18 protein-coding genes are annotated in these 18,492 nt (G+C 73.3%); 9 read left to right on the forward strand and 9 right to left on the reverse strand.

Annotation, left to right across the window (positions count from 1 at the left end; translation table 11 throughout):
- Positions 1 to 100: 100 nt before the first annotated feature.
- Positions 101 to 931: an aldo/keto reductase gene (locus tag ACWDUZ_RS23660; protein ID WP_451633782.1), complete on the reverse strand. Its 831-nt coding sequence runs from the start codon at positions 929 to 931 to the stop codon at positions 101 to 103.
- 194 nt (positions 932 to 1,125) lie between these two features.
- On the opposite strand from ACWDUZ_RS23660, the gene ACWDUZ_RS23665 reads away from it, so the two are divergent.
- The gene (locus ACWDUZ_RS23665; RefSeq protein WP_451633783.1) at positions 1,126 to 2,145 is read left to right on the forward strand and encodes a TauD/TfdA dioxygenase family protein; all 1,020 of its coding nucleotides are present in this window, start codon (positions 1,126 to 1,128) and stop codon (positions 2,143 to 2,145) included.
- Positions 2,146 to 2,163: 18 nt separating this feature from the next.
- On the opposite strand, the gene ACWDUZ_RS23670 is transcribed toward ACWDUZ_RS23665, so the two are convergent.
- Together ACWDUZ_RS23670 and ACWDUZ_RS23675 are read right to left on the reverse strand one after the other, a co-directional pair.
- Entirely contained in the window at positions 2,164 to 3,666 is a 1,503-nt protein-coding gene (locus ACWDUZ_RS23670; protein ID WP_451633784.1) for a metallophosphoesterase family protein, read from the reverse strand.
- Positions 3,667 to 3,871: 205 nt separating this feature from the next.
- Entirely contained in the window at positions 3,872 to 4,492 is a 621-nt protein-coding gene (locus ACWDUZ_RS23675; RefSeq protein ID WP_451633785.1) for an L-threonylcarbamoyladenylate synthase, read from the reverse strand.
- A gap of 437 nt (positions 4,493 to 4,929) precedes the next feature.
- On the opposite strand from ACWDUZ_RS23675, the gene ACWDUZ_RS23680 reads away from it, so the two are divergent.
- Together ACWDUZ_RS23680 and ACWDUZ_RS23685 are read left to right on the forward strand one after the other, a co-directional pair.
- Positions 4,930 to 6,426 (forward strand): helix-turn-helix domain-containing protein, encoded by a 1,497-nt coding sequence (locus ACWDUZ_RS23680; protein ID WP_451633786.1) that lies wholly within the window; start codon positions 4,930 to 4,932, stop codon positions 6,424 to 6,426.
- Between the two features lie 646 nt (positions 6,427 to 7,072).
- On the forward strand, positions 7,073 to 8,449 hold the full coding sequence (locus ACWDUZ_RS23685) for an MFS transporter (RefSeq protein WP_451633860.1): 1,377 nt from the start codon (positions 7,073 to 7,075) through the stop codon (positions 8,447 to 8,449).
- 113 nt (positions 8,450 to 8,562) lie between these two features.
- Here ACWDUZ_RS23685 and ACWDUZ_RS23690 read toward each other — a convergent pair whose 3' ends face one another.
- Together ACWDUZ_RS23690 and ACWDUZ_RS23695 are read right to left on the reverse strand one after the other, a co-directional pair.
- Complete coding sequence (locus ACWDUZ_RS23690) at positions 8,563 to 9,675, reverse strand: PP2C family protein-serine/threonine phosphatase (RefSeq protein WP_451633787.1); 1,113 nt, start codon at positions 9,673 to 9,675, stop codon at positions 8,563 to 8,565.
- A gap of 282 nt (positions 9,676 to 9,957) precedes the next feature.
- Complete coding sequence (locus tag ACWDUZ_RS23695; protein WP_451633788.1) at positions 9,958 to 10,836, reverse strand: Gfo/Idh/MocA family protein; 879 nt, start codon at positions 10,834 to 10,836, stop codon at positions 9,958 to 9,960.
- Between the two features lie 318 nt (positions 10,837 to 11,154).
- Between ACWDUZ_RS23695 and ACWDUZ_RS23700 the strand changes: the two genes are divergently transcribed.
- Positions 11,155 to 11,973 carry an SAM-dependent methyltransferase gene (locus ACWDUZ_RS23700; RefSeq protein ID WP_451633789.1) on the forward strand — a complete coding sequence of 273 codons (819 nt, stop codon included), beginning with the start codon at positions 11,155 to 11,157 and terminating at the stop codon, positions 11,971 to 11,973.
- A gap of 132 nt (positions 11,974 to 12,105) precedes the next feature.
- On the opposite strand, the gene ACWDUZ_RS23705 is transcribed toward ACWDUZ_RS23700, so the two are convergent.
- A complete protein-coding gene (locus tag ACWDUZ_RS23705; protein WP_451633790.1) occupies positions 12,106 to 13,026 on the reverse strand; it encodes a helix-turn-helix domain-containing protein in 921 nt (306 codons plus the stop codon).
- A gap of 120 nt (positions 13,027 to 13,146) precedes the next feature.
- Positions 13,147 to 13,377, reverse strand: a complete 231-nt coding sequence (locus tag ACWDUZ_RS23710) for a DUF397 domain-containing protein (protein ID WP_451633791.1) — start codon at positions 13,375 to 13,377, stop codon at positions 13,147 to 13,149.
- Positions 13,378 to 13,576: 199 nt separating this feature from the next.
- Here ACWDUZ_RS23710 and ACWDUZ_RS23715 point away from each other — a divergent pair, with 199 nt between their 5' ends.
- The 4 genes from ACWDUZ_RS23715 (at position 13,577) to ACWDUZ_RS23730 (ending at position 15,810) form a co-directional block, all read left to right on the forward strand.
- The gene (locus ACWDUZ_RS23715; RefSeq protein WP_451633792.1) at positions 13,577 to 14,158 is read left to right on the forward strand and encodes an ATP-binding protein; all 582 of its coding nucleotides are present in this window, start codon (positions 13,577 to 13,579) and stop codon (positions 14,156 to 14,158) included.
- A gap of 43 nt (positions 14,159 to 14,201) precedes the next feature.
- Entirely contained in the window at positions 14,202 to 14,747 is a 546-nt protein-coding gene (locus ACWDUZ_RS23720; RefSeq protein ID WP_451633793.1) for a hypothetical protein, read from the forward strand.
- Positions 14,748 to 15,161: 414 nt separating this feature from the next.
- Complete coding sequence (locus tag ACWDUZ_RS23725) at positions 15,162 to 15,407, forward strand: WhiB family transcriptional regulator (protein WP_451633794.1); 246 nt, start codon at positions 15,162 to 15,164, stop codon at positions 15,405 to 15,407.
- A 145-nt stretch (positions 15,408 to 15,552) separates the two neighbouring features.
- Positions 15,553 to 15,810 (forward strand): DUF5133 domain-containing protein, encoded by a 258-nt coding sequence (locus ACWDUZ_RS23730; RefSeq protein ID WP_451633795.1) that lies wholly within the window; start codon positions 15,553 to 15,555, stop codon positions 15,808 to 15,810.
- 73 nt (positions 15,811 to 15,883) lie between these two features.
- Here the strand turns inward: ACWDUZ_RS23730 and tgmB are convergent, their stop codons facing one another.
- Both tgmB and tgmA read right to left on the reverse strand, forming a co-directional pair.
- Positions 15,884 to 16,867: an ATP-grasp ribosomal peptide maturase gene (tgmB, locus tag ACWDUZ_RS23735; protein WP_451633796.1), complete on the reverse strand. Its 984-nt coding sequence runs from the start codon at positions 16,865 to 16,867 to the stop codon at positions 15,884 to 15,886.
- Positions 16,868 to 16,882: 15 nt separating this feature from the next.
- Complete coding sequence (gene tgmA, locus ACWDUZ_RS23740) at positions 16,883 to 17,074, reverse strand: putative ATP-grasp-modified RiPP (RefSeq protein ID WP_451633797.1); 192 nt, start codon at positions 17,072 to 17,074, stop codon at positions 16,883 to 16,885.
- 298 nt (positions 17,075 to 17,372) lie between these two features.
- Between tgmA and ACWDUZ_RS23745 the strand changes: the two genes are divergently transcribed.
- Complete coding sequence (locus ACWDUZ_RS23745) at positions 17,373 to 18,449, forward strand: hypothetical protein (RefSeq protein ID WP_451633798.1); 1,077 nt, start codon at positions 17,373 to 17,375, stop codon at positions 18,447 to 18,449.
- Positions 18,450 to 18,492: the final 43 nt, after the last annotated feature.

The raw sequence follows: 18,492 nt of genomic DNA on the forward strand, positions 1-18,492 counted from the left end.
TCCGCATGTCACCGGTGGTCCGGGTACCCGCGGCGGGCGGAGCGACGCGGCAGGCCGGGAGGCGCGCACGCACGTCCGTCGAGAGGACGCCTCGGTCCGCTCAGAACTCCTCGTACGACTCCGGGTCACCGCCCAGGCGCCGCGGCACCTCGTGGGCGAGCGCGCCGAGCTGGTCAGGGGTGAGCTCGAAGCCGAAGAGGTCGAGGTTCTCCCGCTGCCGCCCCGGGTCCGCCGACTTCGGGATCGGGACCGCGCCGAGCTGGGTGTGCCAGCGCAGCACCGCCTGGCCGGGCGTCACACCGAGCGCCTCCGCGACCTGGACGACCGCCGGATCCTCCAGCAGCCCGGAACCCCGGCCCAGCGGGCTCCAGCTCTCGGTGAGGATGCCCTTGTCAGCGTGGAAGGCGCGCAGCTCCTCCTGCGGCAGAAGCGGGTGCAGCTCGATCTGGTTCACGGACGGCAGCACCCCGGTCTCCTTCTCCAGCCGCTCGATGTGCCCGCGGGTGAAGTTGGAGACGCCGATCGAGCGCACCAGGCCGTCCTCGCGCAGCCTGATCATGGCCTTCCAGGAGTCCAGGTACTTCCCGACGCGGGGTAGCGGCCAGTGGATGAGGTAGAGGTCCACGTACTCCAGCCCGAGGCGGCGCCGGGACTCCTCGAAGGAGGCGAGGGTCTCCTCGTAGCCGTGATGCCGGCCGGGCAGCTTCGTCGTCACGACGATCTCCTCGCGGGGCACGTCGCTGCGGGCGACCGCGCGGCCGACGCCCGTCTCGTTGCGGTAGTTGGCCGCCGTGTCGACCAGTCGGTAGCCCAGCCTCAGGCCGTCGTGCACGGCCCGCTCGGCCTCGGTGTCGTCCATCGGCCAGGTGCCCAGACCGACCGCGGGGATCCGCGTGCCGTCGTTCAGGGTGTGCGCCGGGATGCTGATCACGTCGGAACCTTCCCGTTGACGGTGGCGTACGGCCAGTATGAGCGGCCCTCGCGCCCGGCGCCGCCGGCTCCGTCGCCGACCGGGTGTTCCGCGACACGCGCTACGGGAGTTCCCGCCGCGGCGGCCCTGTCGCCGCCCGCGGGAAAGCCTGCCACGATCTCCGTGGAACCTGACGGGCGACCATCGGAGCGCAGATGACGGCGACGGGCACGGGCGGAACGGGCGCGCGGGGCGCCGAGGACACTCGGGGCAGCACGGGGACCGACGGCACCGGGGCGGTCGAGGGCGTCGAGGTGAACCCGGTCGCCGGGCACATCGGCGCCGAGATCACCGGAGTGGATCTCGCCGCGGACCTCGAGGACGCCGTGGTCGCGCTGATCCGGGCGGCGGTACTGCGCTGGAAGGTGGTGTTCTTCCGCGGACAGCGGCTGGACCACGCCGCCCACGTGGCGTTCGCCCGCCGCTTCGGTGAGCCCGTGGTGCTGCCGAAGCGGGGCGGCGCGTCACCGCCGGACGTCCCCGAGGTGGAGACGACCGCCGACCGGCTGGAGCTGGGCGGGCGGTTCGGCATGGACCACGAGGAGTGGCTCCAGCGGCGTCGGCACACACTGCTGCGCGGCTGGCACTGCGACCACGGCCCCCGCGTCGACCCGCCCGCCGCGACGATCCTGCGTGCCGAGACCGTCCCGCCCTACGGCGGCGACACCACCTGGTCCAACCTGGCCGCCGCCTACGCGGGCCTGTCGGCCCCGGTCCGCGCCTTCGTCGACGGGCTGCGCGCCGAACACCGCCTCGGGGTCGGCTACCAGCCGCGGCCCGGCGACGACGCGTACGTCCGGCACCTGCTGGACCGTCAGGTCGCCACCGTGCACCCGCTGGTGCGCGTCCACCCGGAGACGGGGGAGCGGGTGCTGTTCGTCAACGGGTACTACGTCGAACAGATCGAGGGCCTCTCCCGCGCCGAGAGCTCCGCGATCCTGCAGATGCTGCTGGAGCAGGCGGTCCGGCCCGAGTACACGGTCAGGTTCCGGTGGGAGCCGGGCAGCGTGGCCTTCTGGGACAACAGGGCCACCATCCACCTGGCCCCCGGCGACAACGCCCACCTCGGCTTTCCCCGGATCATGCACCGGGTGATGCTCTCGGGGGAGGTGCCGGTCGGGGTGGACGGAAGGGCCTCCGAGCCGATCACCGGAAGCGAGCCGGGCCGCTGGTGACAAACCGCCCCGCGCCGCTCAGCACAACGGAATGGTCACCTCGTCCTCGACCGGCGGGTCGAGCTCCTGGGCCAGGTTGCCGGTCGCGGCGAAGCAGCGCAGCCGGACCGCCTCCGGGGTGACGTCCAGGCGCAGGAACGACTTGAAGAACGGCGGGCTGTACGTGGCCGAACCGGGCGAGAACAGCCGGGTGTAGAGCGTGCGGACCGGCAGGCGGAAGCGGACCCTGCGGTCCGGGCGCCGGCCGGTGCCCAGCAGGCTCGCGATCAGGCGCACCCGCCGGGTGACCCGTACGGGGCCGCCCTGCGCGCGGGTCGGGGGGATGCCGAGCCGTTCGGCGACCACGGCCATGCCCTCGTCCTCGCCGATGGTGAACAGGCGGGGCATGCGCAGCCGGCGGCCGTAGAGCCTGCTGTAGAAGGAGAGGGAGTCGCCGCGGAGCGGATAGCAACGGAAGTCCGCCTCCGTGACGTTCGCGACCGACACGCGCGGGATGGTGTGGGTGGCGTGCATGAACGCGCCGCCGCCACCGGAGACCACGTACTGGACGGTGCGACCGTCCACGTCGACCGGGTAGCGCTGGTAGTTGTGGATGTCGCCGCCTATCGCCGCCACGTAGTGGTGTTCCGGGGCGCGGACGATGTCGTCGACGGTGCCGCCGCCCTCGATCGGGCAGGGATGGTGCTCACCGTCCACGTACAGGGGCGAGCCGGTGATGAGGATCTTCGGCCGGGGCCCCTGGGACACCTCGCGCAGCCAGGCGCCCTGCTCGGCGTCGACGGTGCCGAGCAGACCGGTGTCGATGCCGACGATCCGCACCGGCCCCGCGTCGATCGCCCAGTACGGCCCCGGCTGGACGGCCTGCTGACCCGGCGCGGAACGCAGCTTCCGCGCGTCGGCCAGGCGCCGCTCGTCCACCGGCCGCGGCCGGTGCCACAGCAGCGCACGCCACCAGGCGCGGCTCAGCGGGCGGGGCCTCGGCTCCGGGGCGAGCGGCGGGGCGTCGTCGCAGAAGACCCGCATGAAGCCGCCGAGGTCCTCGTACCAGTCGTGGTTGCCGGGGACCGCGTAGATCGGCGCCGGGTAGTCCCGGTAGGGCCGGAAGAACTTCGTGCCGTACTCGTCCGTGCTGCCGACCGGATAGTTCACGTCGCTGGCTATCACCGCGAACGACGTGCCCGCGGAGGCCCTCAGGAAGCCGGGCACCACGGCGTACTGGGAAGCGTCGCCCTCGCCGGTGTCCCCGACGACCATGAAGGAGAAGCGGTCCGCCTCCGTGCGCCGGATCACCTTGTCCGCCGGCGCTCCGGCCGCGGCCCGCTGGGCCACCCAGCGGCTCCGGGTACGGCCCGTGGGGTCCCCGAACCAGGACGCGACCACGCCGTTGCGCGCGGCCCACAGCGTCCGGGGGTTCAGCCAGGACAGCTTCTCGGCCCGGGCGGGCATGAGTTCCCGATAGGTGCCGCGCTCGGCTGTGCTCCAGCCGGCGCCTTCGACGGTATCGCGTGAGGAGTCAGACACGCGGTGCACCGTAACAACGCCGTGGCAGCGCCGAGGAGGGGGGACCCGTGATCAGCGCACCCGCCGCTTCGGGCCGAACTCCTCCGCCGGCGTGGCCCGATGACACGCCGTGACCTCCGGCCGAGGGGGCCGGCCGGGCCGGGCACGGGGCCGCCGCAGCACTCGGCGCGCACCCGCGGCCGGCCCCGCGGCCGTGGCCGTGATCTCACTCGAACCGTGAGGTGTCGCCCGCTCCGCGCCGCACGATCTCCGCCTCGCCGCCGGAGAAGTCGATGACCGTGGTCGGCTCGGTGCCGCAGTCGCCCGAGTCGACCACCGCGTCCAGCACATGGTCGAGCCGGTCCTTGATCTCCCAGCCCTGGGTCAGCGGCTCGTCCTCGTCGGGCAGCAGCAGGGTGCTGGACAGCAGCGGTTCGCCGAGTTCCGCGAGGAGCGCCTGGGCGACGACATGGTCGGGGATGCGCACTCCGACCGTCTTCTTCTTCGGGTGCTGCAACATGCGCGGCACCTCACGCGTGGCGGGCAGGATGAAGGTGTAACTGCCGGGCGTGGAGGCCTTGATCGCACGGAACACGTCGTTGTCGATGCGGACGAACTGGCCGAGCTGGGCGAAGTCCTGGCACACCAGCGTGAAGTGGTGCCGGTCGTCCAGATGTCGGATCGCGCGGATCCGATCGATGCCGTCGCGGCTGCCCAGCCGGCAGCCGAGGGCATAACAGGAGTCGGTCGGATACGCGATCAACGCCCCTTCGCGCACGCCGTCGGCGACCTGGCGGATGGCGCGTGGCTGGGGGTTGTCCGGGTGCACGTCGAAGTACTTCGCCATCCGTCGAGCTTATGCCGTACAGCCGGCCGGCGCCGCGCAGACCGCGTGCCCGACCGCTCAGCGCGCCGTGTCCGCGCCGGACCTGCTTCCGCGCCCGCGCCCGCGTCCCCTGCCTGCCTCGCTGCCCGTGGGCCGACGGCACGTGCGACACGCCGAAACGACGTCAACTTCGCGTGCTTGGACGGCCCGTACCGGGGAACCAGAGCTGTACACCGCTCGGAGCTGCCCCCCGGTCCCGGGCGTGCGGCTTCGCCGGCCGCTCACCTCCCCCGTGCAGCGCCGGCGAAGCCCCCTCCCTCTTCCGCACGCTCCGCCGTCCACAGGTGCCTCACCGTGTTCGGCCCGGACGGCCGGCCAAGGCCGCTGGTAACGTCCCTGAGCGAAACGCCGAGGTCAGCGCGGCGCACGCGGACACGGAGAGAGGGGAAGGGGCCGACATGGCCGGCCAGGAGGACGAGGCCGCCACGGCAGGCGGGCGAGAGGGCCGCCGCACGGCATGGGCCGAGGAACTCCTCGGCCAGCTGCGGCCGGCCGGCCGGGACGTGCGCAAGGTCGTGGCCTGGCTCGGCGACGCCGTGCACGGCACGGCCTGCCTCCTCGACGGCAGCGGCGCACTCCTCGCCGGTCGGTCCCTGCCGGAGGAACTGGTCGCGGACGTCGCCGCCGGCCGGTTCGCCTCCGCGGCACTGGAGGACGAGGGACGCCACCTGCGCGTGGTGCGCGTGGGCGATCCGCACTCACCTCCGGCCGGTGCGCTGGCCGTCTCCCGCGCCGCGCCCTTCGACCGGGAGGCCGCCGACATGCTCAGCCACACGGCGGGAGTGGTCGAGCTGCTGCTGCGTGCCCACGAGAGCGGCGAGGCCGGGCGCCGGCTGAGGGAGGCGACGTCCGCTCTGCGCCTGGCGGTCCTGCAACTGCTGATGGTGGAGGACATCGTCTCGGCCCGCCGGGTGGCCGCCGGCCCGTGGCCCGGCCTCCTCGACACCGACACCGCGCACGTCTACGTCCTGGAGACGCACCGCGAGGAGCGCGAGCGGCTCGCCGCCGACTGCCTGGACGTCACGGGCGGAAAAGCACTGGTCGTGCGCTGCCCGGCGGTGGACGGCCATGTGATCGTGATCGCCCCCGCCGAGACCACCGGCCCCGTGCTGCGCTCGCTGGTCGGCGGGCGTCCGGACACCTTCCTCGGCGGCAGCACCCGGCACAGCCTCGCGCGGACCGCGACGGCGTACGGCCAGGCGGTCAGCGCCCTCGCCCTGGCCCGGTTCCAGCCGGACGGCACGGCCGTCTACGCCGAGCGCACCCACCCGGAGCGCCTGATGGACCCCGGGGCGCTGCGGGCCTGGGCGGACCGGCTGCTGCGGCCGCTGGACGTCCTGCCCCACCACACCGGGGCCGAGCTGATCGCCACGGCGCGGCTGGGGCTGGAGTTCACCGCGGTCAGCGCGGCGCGGATCCTCGGGGTGAGCCGCAACACCGTACGCGCCCGGATGGAGCGGCTGGAGCGGCTGCTCGGCGCCGACCTCTCCGCGCTGCCCGTCCGGGCCGCCGTCCACCTGGCCCTCAACGCCCAGGCGGCCCTCCACGACGAGACCGCCGCCCGGCCCGCGCCGAGGGACCATGCCGTGCGCCTCGGTGATCTGCTCGCCGGGCCGGCGCTGCGCACCTGGGCGCACGAGCTGCTGGGACGGCTGGCGGCGGACTCACGGGACCTGCGCGGCACCCTGCGCGTCTGGATCGCCGCCGGTGGCAACGCCGAGCGCGCCGCACGGCTGCTCGGTGTGCACGCGCAGACGGTGCGGGAGCACGTCCGGGGTGCGGAGCCCGTGCTGGAACGGCGGCTCCTCGACAGCGGCAGCGACCTGTACGAGGTCGTGCTGGCCCATCTCGCGGTGGGCGACCTGGAACCGCCCCACCTCGACGGGCCCGGATGAGCGCCGCGCGGACGTGCCGTGCGCAAACGAGGGCATAGAGGACTCGGTTGTGCACGGGTGAGCCCTTCGGCCTGCCGAGAGGGCACCGGCGCGATGTCGACGGCTGCGGAGAGCGACGTAGGTTCGACACCGCGGAGGCGGGACCGGAGCGGGGGACCGGTCCGGCCTCCACCCGGACACGGTCCGGCCTCCACTGCGACGGTCCGGCCGCCACCGGATGCGGGGACGTGTGTCACAGCGGTGCCGTGTCCCGTGCGGCGGTGTGTTCCAGGTCTCTCTCCGCGGCGCGGCCTGTGAGGAACACCACCGCACCGCGAACTCCCCTGCCCGGGGCGCCGGTTGATGCATCCATCGGCCACCGGCAAGCGGTGTGATCGTCGACTGTCCCCTGCCCTGGGTCAAGATGGGCAACCGCTGTGCCCGGCCACGTCTCACCGTCGAGCCGCCTCTGGCGCCACAGCACGCCAAGTCGTCCGGTCTGGTCTCCTACAGAGAACGTCTTCCTGTGGCTTCTTCCACCACTGCTTCTTCCCCCCAGCACCCGAGCGCGTCGCGCCGCGTGCTCCTGCCCTCGTTCCGCCGCCCGGGCCGCCGGGCGGCGGACGGCGAGGACCGCGCCCCGTGGCGTGCGCTGCGCCACCACAGCATGCGCTGGTGGTCGGCCGCCAACCTGGTGTCCAACGCCGGCACCTGGATGCAGCTGACCGCGCAGAACCTGCTGGTGCTCCACCTCACGGGGTCCGCCGCGGCGACCGGCCTGTCCCTGTCCGCGCAGGCCGCGCCCGGGCTGCTGCTCGGCCTCCTCGGCGGCGCCGCCGTCGACGCCTGGCCACGCCGGCTCACCGCCTCGGTGAGCCAGGCCCTGCTCGCGGTGGTCGGCCTCCTGACCGCCGGGCTGGTCGCCACCGACCACCTGACGGTGCCGGTCCTGATGGTGCTCGCCGCCGTCACCGGACTGATCGCCACCGTCGACGCGCCCGCCTGCGCGCTGCTCGGCAACGATCTCGTGCCCCCCAAGGACGTGCCGTCCTCGATCGCCCTGGGCTCGGTGGTGAGCGGGGCCGGCCGCGTGGGCGGGACCGCGCTGGCCGGCGTCGTGATCGGCCTGTGGGGAACCGGAGCGGCGTACGCCGCCAACGGAGTGTCCTTCCTGGCCGTCGCCGCGGTGATCCCCTTCCTGCGCCCGCACCCCGAGGCCGGGCAGGCGCCGGCCGCGGCGCCGCGGCGGAAGCGGACGGCCGCGGAGTCCCGGCGGGACGCGGGCGCCGCGTCACCCGCGCGTCGGGGCACCGGAGCGCGCGAGGGCCTCGGCTTCTTCCTGCGCCGCCCGCGGCTCGTGGCCCTGGCCGGCATCACCGCGCTCAGCAGCGTCTTCGGCCGGAACTACGGCCTGACCCTGGCCGTGCTGGTCACCGGACCGCTCGGCGGCGCCGCCGGGGCCTTCGGCACGGTCTCCAGCGTGCTGGCCGTGGGCGGTGTCGCGGGGGCAGTGCTCGCCGGACGCCTGCGCAGCCCCTCCGTGCGCCTGGTGGGATCCCTCGCCGCGGCCGGAGCGGTGCTCCAGATCGCCGCCGGCCTGTCTCCCACCCTGTGGGTCCTGCTGCTGATCGTCGCCCCGATGGCCGTGGTGGAGTCCGTCTCGGACACCGCCGGCACGACGGTCCTGCAGACCGATCCGCCGCCGCACATGCGCGGCCGGGTCCTGGGTGTGTGGCGCACCACGAGCACCGGGTGGAGCCTGGTCGGCCCGCCGCTGCTGGGTCTGCTGATGCAGACCGCGGGGGCGAGGGGCGCCCTGGTGATCGGCGGTGTCCTCATCGCCGGCTCCATCGGCACCGGCGTCCTCCTGCGCGACCGCCGCACCCGCCGTGCCGCCGCGGAGCGCGCGGCCGAGGTGCTGCCGGTCACGATCGGCGCCACCGTGCCGGCGGCGCGGCGCCCGGCGCCGTCGCGGCCCGTCGCGGGCTGCACCACTCCCGGACACGGCGAGCTCTGCGCCGCGGGCTGCGCCGCTGTCGCCTGAGCCGGTCGGTCCGGGTCCCGTCGCTTGAGCCGTCGGTCCCGACGTCCGAGCCGTCGGTCCCGACGCCGTCGGCCGAGCGACTTCCGGCTCCGCCGCCGGCCGGACCGCTCCGGTCAGGGAGCGTCCGGCGGGCAGGTGGTCAGGACCAGCATCGTCACGTCGTCGTCGAGTGTGCCGCTGTGCGCCAGGAGATCGGCGAGCACATGACCGGCGAGAACGGCCGGGTCCCGGTCGGCGAGGCCGGGCAGGCGGTCCAGGAGGGGGTAGAACGCGCCATGGGCGTCCCTGGCCTCGGTCACCCCGTCCGAGGCCAGGAACAACATGTCGCCCGGCCGCAGCGCCAGGACCGGCCCGTCCTGCTGCGGCACCCCTTCGGACAGGCCCAGACCCAGGGGTGTCCACGGCACGAGCTCGATCTCCGTGGCCTTCCCGTCCCGCAGCAGGACCGGGGGCGGATGGCCGCACGTCACCATCCGCACGGACCGCGCGTCGCCGGAGAACTCCAGCAGCACGGCGGTCGCGAACAGGTCCGTGTTCCTCTTCTCCGCCGCGTCCACCATCAGCCGGCGGTCCAGGGCGGCGGCGACCGCCGTGAGGTCCGGCCGGTCGAGCACCGCCTCCCGGAAGCTCCCCATCAGCGCGGCGACCGTGGCCACCGCCGCCAGGCCGTGTCCCTGCACATCGCCCATGACCGCCCGTACCCCGCCTGCGGGGCACCGGCGCACGTCGAAGAAGTCCCCGCCCACCAGCGTGCCGAGCTGCGCGGCCCGGTACAGGCCCGCGCAGCGCACCGCACCGACCCGCTCGGGCACCGCCGGTACGACGGCCCGCTGCGCGGCCTCGGCGACCATGCGCTCCATGCTCAGCTGCGCGTCCCGGCGGCAGCGCACATAGGACAGGAACACACTCAGCGCGGCGACGAAGGCGATCGTCTCCAGATCGGTGTCGCCCGGGTGGTTCAGCCCGAAGATCGGCACAGTGAGCAGGGCCACGACCACGCAGCCCAGCAGCGCGGTCGCCAGCGGGCCGTACGACATCACGGCCAGGGGCGGGATCGCACCCAGCAGGAAGCCGATGTCGATCGGGTTCGGGCTCACCAGCGTGGCCGCGCCCACGACGACGATCAGCACGAGCGGCAGCGACCGCACCCAGCGAGGCGGCGGCGCGCCCCGCAACCAGCCTCGCCGATGCGGATCCCGCGCCGCCGGAACAGGCAGCTTCACCACACCACCACGCTGCTACGCCCCCACCCCACCCGCATGTCGAGATTTCCGGGTGACATCCAGAAAGGGGTAAGGGTGAGGCGGACGCCCGTGGGGGCCGTGTCCTGGATGCAGGAGGCGCAGTCCGCCACGTCGTCGAAGGCGAAGCCGTACACCCTGCCGGCCCAACGTGCTCGGATCCGTGCTGCCTGGGGATTGCGGTCGGGGGCCGAGCGACGCGCGCTCGAGGGCTCCTTGACCCGGCATGGGCACCCGCCCACCCGCTCGGCCTTCCGCCACCGCTCCTCAGCGTGCCAGCAGCGACTCCGCCGTCGCGAGGATCTCCGTGACCCGCAGGCCGAACACGGCGTCGCACGGATGCGGGCGGCCGGTGCGCGCGGCGGCGAGCAGCGCGTCGGCCGCCCGCGCGAAGGCGGCGACCGCCTCCTCGGAGCTCTCGGGAAGGGTGGTCACGCCGGCCGCGCCCCGCAGTTCCACGGCGGCCCCCGCCGCGGCAGGCGGCGCGGTGAGGCTCAGGGTCACCGCGCTCGAGGCGCCGCCGGCGTGGTCGAGGACCAGGTGCACGGTGTCCCCGGGCCCGTGCGCGGCGGCCGAGACCCGGTGAACGTCGCCGAGCACCGGCAGCAGCACCGACAACGCGTGCGGGCCCACGTCCCACAGGGCACCCTTCTCGCGCCGCCACGGCGAGTCGGCGAACGGGCTGTCACCGGTGAACACCGCGCCCAGCCAGTGCGCCCGCGCCGTGAACCAGCCGTCCCGTTCCGCCTGCGACGCGATCCAGGACGCCGGCCCGGTCTGGAAGCGCGTGGTGAAGAAGACCACCGAGGCCACCTGAGCCTCCCGGGCCGCCTCGACCACGGCACGGGCCTGGTCCACCGTCGCGGCCAGCGGCTTGTCCAGCAGCAGATGGCAACCGGCGCGCGCGGCACGCGCGGCCAGATCGGCCTGCACGTCCGGCGGGAGGGCGACCGCGACCGCGTCCACGTCGGCCAGCAGGGCGTCCACGTCGTCGTAGGCGCGGGTGCCATGGCGTCCGGCCAGTTCCTTGGCGGCGTCCGCCCGCCGTCCCCAGATGCCGGCGAACTCCAGTTCGCCGTGCCCGCTCAGGGCGGGAGCGTGGACCATACGGGCCCAGGGGCCGGTGCCGAGCAGTCCTATGCGCATGCCGTTGTCTCTCCGTGCTGTCGAACGAGCGGACGGAACCGGGTCCGCCCCGCTCCTGGTCTGTCGTGACAGAGCGTGTCACAGTCGCCGGAACGCCCGGCGGGCCGTGTGCCGCAAGTCCGTTCGAAAAAGGGTCGGTCGAGCAACCCGCTGGAGACCCCTCGAAGTGAAGAGTTCGTGATGATCGGGCAGTTCGGGCGCATGTTCCGTGCTGTCGTTCGTTCGTGGACTGGTTCGGCCGAACACGGCGTCCGTACGATGTACTCTCTGTCGGACCGGCCCAGTTGGCGCGGTGGATTCGGCGAATCTGGGGGATCGATGCCTACGGAGAACCAGCTGTCAACGAAGATCGACGAGAACGTGCCGACGGCCGCGCGTATGTACGACCACTACCTGGGCGGCAAGGACAACTACGCGGCGGACCGTGCCGCGTGCGAGGAACTCGACAAGGTCGTCCCCAGCACGCGCCGGCTCGCCCTGAACAACCGCCGCTTCCTCCAGCGGGCCGTCAGGGTGATCGCCGAGGAGTACGGCGTCCGGCAGTTCCTCGACCACGGCTCCGGCCTGCCCACCCAGGACAACGTCCACCAGGTCGCCCAGCGGATCTCCCCCGACACGCGCGTGGTGTACGTCGACAACGACCCGATGGTGCTGGTCCACGGCCGCGCCCTGTTGCAGCAGGACGAGCGCACCGCGGTCGTCCACGCCGACATGCGCAGCACCGACGAGATCCTTGCGCACCCGGACACCAAGCGGCTGATCGACTTCTCGCAGCCGGTCGCCGTGCTGTTCAACTCGGTGTTCCACTGCATCCCGGACAGCGACACCGACGGCCCGCTCGCGGTGATCGAGCGGGTCCGCTCGCACCTCGCGCCCGGCAGCATCATGCTCATGTGCCAACTGGTGAGCGAGGACCCCGAGGTCCGCGCTTTCGTCACCGACTTCATGGACCAGGTCACGCAGGGCCACTGGGGCCGGGTGCGCCAGGAGAAGGACGTCCACCAGTGGTTCGAGGGTCTGGAGATCCTCGAACCGGGCCTGGTGGAGGTGTCCACCTGGCGACCGGACACCGAGGTGGCACCACGTCAGCTCACCCATGAATGGGTGGAGTTCGGCGGCCTGGGCCTGATTCGCTAGATCGAGCCCCTCGATCGATTCCCGGGTGGGCCGAGGTCGACGCGGACGGCGACGCCCCTCCGGGCCACCGACAGCGGTGGGGCAGGGGCGTGCGTACCGAGTGCGCCGCTCGTACGGCGGACGATGATGTGATCAGGGTGTCGCGTAGCGATCCTTCATCGTCTTGTGCAGCAACGCCAGGGACTCCGAGGGCGTGAGCGCCTCGTCGGCCAGCCGGTCGAGCGCGATCCGGTACTCCTCCGTCTCGTCCCGGTCCTCGAGGAAGTTGGCGCTCCGGATGTGCTCGAGGTAGACGACGTCGGGCAGGTCGAGCCCACCGAACCGGAGATAGGTGATCGGGACGTTGGGCGCGGACGCGTTCGTCACGTCCAACGGCACGACTTGCAAGGTCACATTGGTGCGCTGGGCCATCTCGACGAGGTGGGCCAGCTGGTCGCGCATGACCTCCCGGCTGCCCAGCATGCGCAGCAGCACCGACTCGTCGATGATCGCCCACAGCTGGGGCGCGTCCTTGCGGGTGACCAACTCGGCGCGCCTGGTGCGCAGTTCGACGCGTCGCTGCACCTCGCCGGCGGACGCGGTCGGCAGCCCGCGTTCCACCACGGCTCGGGTGTACGCCGGGGTCTGGAGCAGACCGGGCACGTACTGGATCTCGAAGGTGCGGATCGCCGCGGCCGCCTCCTGGAGCCCGACCAGGCGGTCGAACCACTCGGGCATCAGCCGCTTGTCGTAGCGCTGCCACCAGCCGGGCTCGCCCGCCCGCCGCAGCAGCTTGACCAGGACGGAGGACTCGTAGTCGTCGGTCTCGTACAGCCGCAGCAGGGCGTGGACGTCGGCCTCGGCCGGAGGGCGACGTCCCTTGCCCGACTCTATGCGGGAGAGCTTGGCGGCACTGAACCCCAGTGCGCGTGCCGCCTGCTCCTGCGACAGACCCGCGTCCTCGCGGAAACCCGCCAGCTGGACGCCGACCAGCATCTTCAAAAGCGTCGGGGCCGGCTCTGACCGGTCCAGATACGGTTCGAGGCGGGAGAGGCGATGCGGCTCGGCTGACATCCTGACTCCCCAGTGGACCGGCAGACTTGAGGTTTACACTATCGCACCGCTCAACTGCGGAGCGCATCCGTCAGCGTAAGTCGTTACACCCCTTCCGCTTCGTCGCGTGCGGGGTGCGGCTCACAGCAGGTGGTCGAACTCGCCGTCCTTGGCGCCCGCCAGGAACGCGGCCACCTCGGCCGGCGTGTAGACCAGGGCGGGGCCGTCGGGGTCGCGGGAGTTGCGCAGTGCGATGTCCCCGCCGACGAGGGCGGCGACCTCCACGCAGTTGCCCTCGGCGTTGCTGTGCCTGCTTTTGATCCAGCGGGTGTCGAGGGAACTGGCCCGCACTCCGTTGCGCACTGGTGACACCACATTCTCCTTGCTGTTCACGTTCCGCCGTGAGGCGTGCCCGGGCCGCCGGCCGCGTCCCAGCGGGCCCCTCCGTCGCCGAGCACTTTCACGAGAAATTTCGCGTGCAATTGCACGCGGACGCTTTCAGCGTGGATAATAGCCGTGGCGTCAACCCCCCGGTCGACGCCACACGGTGACGTCGCATCAGGGAGATGCCGTGCCTTCACCCGCGAGTCCGCAGCTCGGAACGCCCGGCGCGCCGACCATGGCAGCGCCGTGGGCGGTCGGGCTGGTCGCATCGGCCGGCGCCGACGGTCCGGCGCGAGACCTGCGGGCTGCTCCGCCGGGCACCCCGTCCGGCCGGGAGCCGGACGCGGTCACCGGCGCGCTCGCGGCCGCCGCGCTGCGCATCGAGTGCTGCCGGGAGGGCTTCGCCCGTGCCCGCGCCTTCACGCGCCGGACGCTGTCCGGCTGGTCGCTCGACCACTGCGGCGACGATGCCGCCGTCGTCGTCACCGAGCTCGCGGCCAACGCCGCGAAGCACGCGGTGCCGTTCGCCCCTGAAGGCCGCAGGGAGGTCTGGCTCGGGCTCGCCCTCGACGGCGCCCAACTGGTGCTCACCGTCTCCGACCCCTGCGGCAGCCGCCCCGTGCCCGACCACCCGGCCGGTCCCGGTCTGACGGAGCACGGCCGGGGCCTGGGCCTCGTCGACGCCCTGGCGGAGGAATGGGGCTGGACCCCGAGACCGCCGGACGGCAAGACCGTCTGGGCCAGGTTGCCGACCCGGCCGCCCCACTGACCGACCTCCCCCCCGTACGCCCGCCGCGGAAAGGCCCGACGCCATGCGCACCGCACCGACGGAGCAGCCGAGCACACAGCGCACCGACCGCGCGACGACCCCGACGGGCGTGGCCGCGACCACGCCCCTGGCGGCACTCGGGCAGGTGCCCTGGAGCGAGATCAGGGACTCCACCGGACCCGCGAACGCCATCCCTCAACTGCTGCGCAGTGTGGCCCGCGGTGACGCGGACACCGCCCGGGCCGCACTGGAGGACCTGCGTGCCCGTATCTGCCAGTACGGCTTCGTCGTGGAGCAGGCGACCGCCGCCACGGTCCCGTTCCTGTGGGAGCTCGCCCAGCTGCCGCACGTGACCTGCCGGGCGCAGATCATCAAGCTGCTCAAGAACATCGCCGACGCCCGCCAGTGGGAGTCCGTCGCCGCCGTCTATCCAAAACTCCTCAACCACCGTGAGAACCCCGTGGTGTGGGAGCGCAGGGCGCGGCAGGCCGTCCGGGCCCGACGCGGAGCCCTGCGAAGGCTGCTGGCGGAACAGGACCGGGAGATCACCCGGGTGTCCGGCGAGCTCGCCGACGCCCTCGCCGACTGAGCGGGCGCCGGTATCCCCTCGTCGGCACCCGGCCGGCATCGCGCCGTGCGCCCTGGTGGCCGGGCCGCCCTGGTGGCCGGGCCCCGGGCGGGCGCGGAGATTCCTCGCCGGACCGCCGTCGCCGCCGCAAGCCGTGCGCCCTGAGCGGCTTGTGACGACCTGTTCTTCTGCCTTCCTGCTGCGCGCCGTTGACCCAATCTTGGCCGAAGGCCCTCAAAGCACCTATATTGCGGATACCTCTGCCGGGTCGTGCGGCGCCGAGACGCCGTGGACGGGAGCTGCCCGGACATGTGCGGCCGAGTGTTCAGCGGAGGCCCCGGTGAGCTTCACCCAAGGAATCGAGCGCGGTGCGCGAGTGAGCCGCGCGCCGCTCCATGCGTTCCGCGCCCCGTGCGGTGCTACGGAGAAGTGGCCATGAACTGGCGCGAGCGCGGGGCGTGCCGCTTCGAGGACCCCGAGCTGTTCTTCCCGCTCGGGAACGGCGTTGCCTCGCTGCGGCAGACGGAGGAGGCCCGCGCGGTGTGCCGACGGTGCCCCGTGCTGCGCGAGTGCCGGGCCTTCGCCCTGCGCCACAGCGAGTACGACGGCGTCTGGGGCGGCCTGACCGCGGGGGAGCGGCGCGCCACGGCGCGCGGCACGTCCGGGGACCACCGCCGATGACGGCCGACGGGCCACCGGCGTCGCTCCAGTGTTGATCCACCGAAAATCGATGGAATCCGGACAATCATGGGCCGCTTGGCGGCCGGTATGCATGGCACGGCGTGCCTGGGGCATACGCAGGAAAAATTCGAGAGAGGGGCGCTCCGTGCTGGTTCCGGACCCGAAGGTCGTCAGGACGTTGCTGACTCGGTACGCATCGCTGAAGATCGCTCAGGCGGAGAGGGAACGGGCCGAGACGGCTCGGGAGCTGGAGGACGTCACCTACACGTTGTGCGTCATGATGGGCGCCACCAGCGTCGACGAGGCCATCGCCCGGGCAGACGCGCTGCTGCTGGACGCGGGCCGGGCGACGCAGAGCCCCACGGACACCGACGGAGCGGACGGCCTGTCCCTGGCCGTGTGACGTTTCGGACGAAGGTCCGGGGGCGCCGCCATCCCTCATGGCACTGCGTGCCGTCACGGCGCACCGCCGCCGGTCAAGGGGCGACGGTGCGCCGGTCGTCGGCACACCCGGGCTCCCCCGGGAGGGAGCGGGCCAGCCACTCGGCGATGGCGCGGGCGATGGGCAGGCCGGCCTCCACCTCGACGAACCCGAACTGACCTGACTGGTTGCACTCCAGGAACCACCAGGTGCCGTCGGCGTCCTCGGCGAAGTCGAAGGCTCCGTAAGCCAGTTCTGCCTCCTTCAGATAGCGGCGCACGGTCGCCGCCACACGCGGCGGAACCTCCACCGGCAGCCACGCGGTGGTGGAGGGGGCGAAGCGGACGTCCACCTGGTCCGGGTCCGCGTCCGCCGGGGTCGCCTTGCGGGCGGCCAGCAGCGTCTCGCCGACCGCGGTCAGCCGGATGTCGGCCCGCTTGGCGATCCGCCGTTGCAGCAGGGTGGGGCCGTAGGCCACCGCCGCGAAGTCCGTGTCCGGTGCGACCCGGCTGGCCGGGACGGCCCTCGGCGGATCCTGCGGATGCGCGCCGGAGACCGGCTTGACCACCAGATCCGGGAATCGGTCGGCGAACTCCCGGGCGACCTGCGGAAAGGTCGTGATGAGCGTGGCCGGCACCGGCAGGCCGCAGCGCTGCGCCAGCCGCAGCTGCCACGGCTTGTGCCGGGCCCGCAGTGCCGCGTCGGGATGGTTCATCCAGCGCGCCCCGCTGCCCCGCAGCATGCCGTAGAGCGCCTGTGACGCCTCCTCGGTGAGCCAGGCCGAGGGCTCGGGCGCCCGGGCCGCCGGGACTCCCGGCCGGCGCACCCAGACGGACCGCAGGCCGCTCACGCTCACCAGCCGCCCCCCGGCCGACAGATGACCGCGGAACGAGCCGTGCACATATTCGCCCGAGAGGGCGACGCCCGCGGTCAGATCCGCCGGATCCAGCCGGACCACCGGGACCGAGGAGGCGTTCAGGTGCACCACCACCATGTCCGCCGTCACGTCCTCCTCGCCGGTGAGGATGAGTACGGTCATCGTCGCCGGCCGTGATCAGTCGTCGAAGTGCGTCTTGGAGCCCGCCGTGGAGGTCGTGGTGCCCAACTCCCTCAGCAGCGCGTGGTCGCAGGCGGCGATCCGGCCGTCGAGGAGCAGGTTCAGCTGCATTCCCGAGTCGTAGACGTACGGCGTGGTGGCCTCGCATTCCACGGCCGGACGTGCGTAGTTGAGCGCGAACGGTTGCATCGTCTCTCCCCTGTCGGTGCAGCCGCGATCAAGCGGTGGTCGTCCTTGCGGCGTCGCTTGTCCCGCTGACTTCGTTTGGGTTCCCGGAGACTTATACGAATCGAACGAGTGAATGGTTTCCTTACGGAGAGTAGTCACGGCGGCGGCCGCGCCCCCGTGTGCCTGCCGTGCGGCCGGCTCACCCCGCCGGCGCACCCGGGTGGCGAACGGGCGGAGCGGCCTTCTGTAATGGTCAGGGTAAGTCGCGTGCCGCACTTCGGGGGTGCAGGAGCGGCCGCACCCGTCCCCTGGAGCCCAGATGACCACCCGCCCTTCACCACCCCAGTCGGACCAGTCCGTCATCTCCTTCACCGAGGAGGTCTCCTGGGCCGGACCGCCCGGCCGGACGGCGGGCGGCGGCGAGGGTTCCGGTGGCGGCGCGGACGGCGATGCGGCCCGCGGGCTGATGCGGGCCGCCGTCGGCGACCGGAGCGTGGAGGAGGTCGCCCGGCTCGTCACCCTCCTCCGGGAGTCGCCGGAGGAGGCGGACGCCGCCGGCCCGGTGCTGCGCGCGGCCGCGGTGGACCGACCCGTGGAGGACGTGGCCCGGCTGGTCGCCGAGCTCACCCGGCCGCCGTCTCCGGTCGACAGCGCCGACGACACGATCCGCGCCGCGGTCGAACACCGTTGTGTCGAGGACGTCACCCGGCTGGTGACCCTGTTGCACCAGGAGCCTCAACTACCGCACTGCGGCCGGGAAGCGGTCCGGGCGGCGGCCGACGCCCGCAGCGCGGACGACCTCGTGGAACTCATCGGCCGGCTCGCCCGCGACCGGGGCTTCGCGCGGCCCTGCGGTGCCGGTCACGCGCCGGCGCCGCCCGGCGAGGAGCCGATGACCGGGACGATCGGATCCGGCGGCCACGCGGAAGCGCCGGACGCGCCCGAGGACGAAGTGACGGACAGCGGCACGCGGCGGTCCGGCGGGTGGAAGGGCCGGCTGGCGTTCTGGCCCAGCTGGCTGGCCGCGGCGGCGCTCGTGGTGTGCGGCGCGGCCCACTTCCCGCTGCGTCGCGAGGGGGTGCCCGTCTACGTCTACGGCATGGCCCTCGCGGTCTCGCTGCTGTGCGCGGCGCTCGCCCTCGCGCTCGCCGTGCGGCCCGGGGTGGTGGTGCTGGTCGCGGGAGCGGTGGTGCCGGGCGTCCTGGCCGCACTCGGGTACGTCGAAGGCCGGTTCGCGTCGGCGGAGTTGACCCGGGCGCTGGCGATCACTGTGGCGCCGCCGGTGAGCGCCGGGCTCACCGCGGTGTGTGCGTCCCTGGCCTCGCTGGCAGCGCTCTCCCTGCTGCTCATGGTGCACGTGGCCGAGCGGCATCCGGCGCCGCGGCCCTCCGGCTGAGCCCGCCCTGTGACGTCCCCGGCGTGAGCGTCCCCGTGACGTC

Source organism: Streptomyces sp. NPDC003393 (assembly GCF_053589015.1).